The sequence below is a fragment of the Acidithiobacillus sp. genome, assembly GCF_027322205.1.
Classification (GTDB): domain Bacteria; phylum Pseudomonadota; class Gammaproteobacteria; order Acidithiobacillales; family Acidithiobacillaceae; genus Acidithiobacillus.
In genome coordinates, this window is record NZ_DAHVHY010000110.1 from 1 (window position 1) to 3,779 (window position 3,779).

The window sequence follows — 3,779 nt, forward strand, 5'->3', positions numbered from 1 at the left end:
AGATGGCGGAAGGGCTCATCGTGGGCGCCGTCGGCGGGCAGCAGGCCGACATCGCGGAGCAGGCGGTTGAAGAAGCGGGCATAGAGCAGATGCAGCACCGCGTGCTCCACACCACCCACATACTGATCTACCGGCAGCCAGTCGGCGGCGCGCTGGTCGAGCATCTGCTCGGCATCGGGGCAGGCGAAACGGGCGTAATACCAGGAGCTCTCCACGAAGGTGTCCATGGTGTCGGTTTCCCGCCGGGCTGCGGCGCCGCATTGCGGGCAGGCCACCCGGGTGAACTCGGGGTCGTCCAGCAGCGGCGAACGCGGGTCTTTAAGCTGGTAGTGGGTCGGCAGGATCACCGGCAGATCCCGCTCCGGCACCGGCACGACGCCACAGTGGGGGCAGTGGATCATGGGGATGGGCGTGCCCCAGTAACGCTGGCGGGAGATACCCCAGTCGCGCAAACGGAAGTTGACGGTCTTCTGCCCCAATCCCCTGGCGGCTACTGCCGCGGTGATGCGGCCTTTGGCCACTTCACTGGCCAGGCCATCGAAAGCCCCGGAGTTGAATAAGGTGCCGCTGCCGGTGCAGGCCTCCGTCATGGCTTCGCCGTCGGTGGCAACACCCTCAGCCTGAATCACCGCGCGAATGGGCAGACCATATTTGCGCGCGAACGCAAAGTCCCGCTGATCATGGGCGGGCACACTCATCACCGCGCCTTCGCCATAACCCATGAGCACGAAATTGGCGGTCCAGACGGGTAGCTCCACGCCGGTAAGCGGATGCCGCACGTTCAGGCCGAGGGGATGTCCCTCCTTCTCCTGGGTTTCGATGCTGGCTTCGGAAACGGACCCATGGCGGCAGCGTTCGAGGAAGGCCGCGAGTTCAGCGCTGTTTTCCGCCGCCTGAACGGCCAGAGGATGTTCCGGGGCCACCGCCAGATAGGTCGCCCCCATCAGGGTGTCGGGGCGGGTGGTGAAGACCTTGATGACACCGTCGCCAGCGGCCAGCGGGAAATGAATCTCTGCGCCTTCCGAGCGACCGATCCAGTTGCGTTGCATGGTCAGCACCTGCTCCGGCCAGCCCTCGCTCAGGGCATCAAGGCCGCTCAGCAGTTCTTCGGCGTAGGCGGTGATACGCAGGAAGTACTGCACGATCTCCTTGCGCTCGACCGGTGCGCCGGAGCGCCAGCCACAGCCGTCCACCACCTGCTCGTTGGCGAGGACGGTCTGGTCAACCGGGTCCCAGTTGACGGTGCTCAGCTTCTGATAGACCAGCCCCTTCTCCCAGAGCTTCACGAACAGCCACTGCTCCCAGCGATAGTAGTCCGGCGTGCAGGTGGCGAACTCCCGTGACCAGTCATAAGACAGGCCCAGTCGTTGCAACTGCCCACGCATATGGGCGATGTTGCCCATGGTCCACTGCGCCGGTGCCAAACCGTGCTTGAGGGCCGCATTCTCCGCAGGCAGGCCGAAGGCATCCCAACCCATGGGCTGCATGACTTCCTTGCCCAGCATGCGCTGATAGCGGGCGATGGCGTCGGCAATGCTGTAGTTGCGCACATGCCCCATGTGCAATTGCCCGGAGGGGTAGGGGAACATGGCCAGGGCGTAGAACTTTTCGCCCGATGGCCTGGCGGCGGCCTTAAAGGCTTGCTGATCATGCCAGCGCTGCTGCACGGCGGCTTCGAGTTCTTGGGGGGAATAGGCGGGAGTGTCCATGAATTTATCTTCAGCCGGATACAAATGTGGCACAAAGGTTGCCATAGGCACCGGGGTGGCGCAATGGTTTACGGCTGGGTCCGGGATATCAGCGGAACTGCGCGGAGCAAACCGGACTGGCACAGAGCGAGTTTGCCCGATCGTTCCGCGTGGGGGAGGTGATGCCCGCGCTATACAGGTAGACCAGATGGACCTGGAAAGCCGGATTCTCTACGTACAGCCCTCAAAGAGGGTTATCCACCACGCACCCGTTACGTATTTCAGAACAGGAAACCCATCCCTGCCCCGAAGTAGTGGGTAAATCCACCCAGGTTTCCGCTCAGGCGCACGCCTTCTTCAAGGTCCACCTCACAGTAGGTGGTCAGCAGGTATTGCACACCGCCGTCCGCGTCAAAACCAGACCCCAGGCCTGGCCCCGTGCGGCTCTGTCCGTAGACCTCGCCGTAGAACTGCAGATTCCACAATGGCAACCAGGTGAAGGTGATATCCGGATTGATGCTGGTGAAGCGACCACCTCCGGCGAGTGCGGGATTGGTCTGGGATGTGACGCCCAACTGCAAGGATATGCCGGTGTCGTCACTGGGGGCATAGGCGACGATACCGTTAAAGGCGACCCCTAGCCCCCGGTTGCCAAACGCCGGGCTTCCGGAGGGCAGAGTAAACAAACTTTCCACGGCTCCCAACCAGTGTTTGGTGTAGCCCAACTCGTGCTTGATGCCGACCGTGGTAGCGGAGAATCCCTGGAAATATGTACTGTCTGAGGGAGTGCGTTGGACGTTGTCGTTGGGTGGCAGCAGGACGAATTCGTTGTTGCCCGGTAGGCCGAAGCGCAATTCCGCCTCGGGAAAATTATTGGCAGTGCCGCCTCCGGTCCCCGTAAGGTTGGCATGTTGGTAACCCGCTTCCAGTACGGCTTGACCGTATTGCACCACGCAAGCACTGTCAGACACGGTTGGTCGATCCAGTAAGGCGAGCAATGCGGATGGTCCGGCACAGGGATTTTGGATAGCATCATCGGCATGTACGGTTTGAATACCCATGATGAGAGCTGCCAGCAAGGCGGTAATAGGCAAAAATTTTATTTTGTTCATGTTTGTGGCACCTGTTTAATCAGTCCGCTTCATAATCGCCACCCATGCGTGCCAGCGACGGGCGCACAATCCTAGATAATAATTCACTGATTGTGAAGAGCAAGAGCCACTCTAGATACTCCCTGGAACCGGGGCAGGCTTAGCACTCGGAACTTCGCCGCCATTGGCGCGCCAGTGCCCACAGGTTAGACTAGGCGGCATATCACGGGTCTCAAACCCATTGTTCCGGAGAAAAACATGGCCGAGTTGCCAGAATTAGAACTACTTAAACAGAAGCTGCGGCGCAACATCCTGCACAAACGGGTTGGTGTTATGCAGGTACGCAACGCCAAAGGTGAAACGCTGACAGATGGGGCTGGGATTGAAGACGCTGCACTCAAGGGTAGAGCCATCACTGATCTGCATCGCTACGGTCAATACCTTTTTCTGGAACTGGATCGCAAAGGCATCCTTGCCATGCAATTGGGCGGCGAACTGAGCGGTGAACTGGAACGCGGCCCTACTACCGCGGAAGAGGGCGAAGAGCCTCGTGCGGCGTTAGAGATTCAGATTAACGGCCAGCAGCGCCTGCGTTTTCAGGGGACCCAGTTGGGTAACCGCCTGCGTCTGCTGGATGAAAACAGCGATGTGGACTTCCTGACCAAGCTCGGCCCTGATCCGCTGATGGTGCACGGGGAAGGTCTTGGTGTGTTGCGCGAAGCCCTGAGCCGTCGCCGCAGCGCTCTGCGTAACATCCTGCTGGATGATACCTTCGCGCCGGGCATCGGCGGTATCTGGGCGGATGAAATCCTTTTTCAGGCCCGCCTGCGGCCGGACCGCGCCGCGACCAGTCTCAGCGAAGAAGAGCGGGAACATTTCCTCGAACAGATACCCAAGGTGCTGGATCGGGCCGTGCGCTGTCAGGCGAAGACCAACCTGCTACCCAAGACCTTCCTCACCCGCCATCGGGAAGACGGACACTGCCCGAGCTGCGGCGGCG

Annotated in this window: 3 protein-coding genes; 1 reads left to right on the forward strand and 2 read right to left on the reverse strand. The window is 60.7% G+C overall.

What is annotated here, in order from left to right; genetic code table 11:
- Together leuS and M7F93_RS11255 are read right to left on the reverse strand one after the other, a co-directional pair.
- On the reverse strand, positions 1-1,709 hold a 1,709-nt coding region (leuS, locus tag M7F93_RS11250; protein ID WP_298173479.1), incomplete at its 3' end, for a leucine--tRNA ligase.
- Positions 1,710-1,969: 260 nt separating this feature from the next.
- Entirely contained in the window at positions 1,970-2,800 is an 831-nt protein-coding gene (locus tag M7F93_RS11255; RefSeq protein WP_298173482.1) for a hypothetical protein, read from the reverse strand.
- Between the two features lie 237 nt (positions 2,801-3,037).
- Here M7F93_RS11255 and M7F93_RS11260 point away from each other — a divergent pair.
- Positions 3,038-3,779: DNA-formamidopyrimidine glycosylase family protein (locus M7F93_RS11260; RefSeq protein WP_298173485.1), on the forward strand; the 742-nt coding region annotated here is incomplete at its 3' end.

Coding starts and splice junctions, on each gene's coding strand:
- M7F93_RS11255 (WP_298173482.1), bottom strand. CDS start 2,800: ATGAACAAAATAAAATTTTTGCCTATTACCGCCTTGCTGGCAGCTCTC.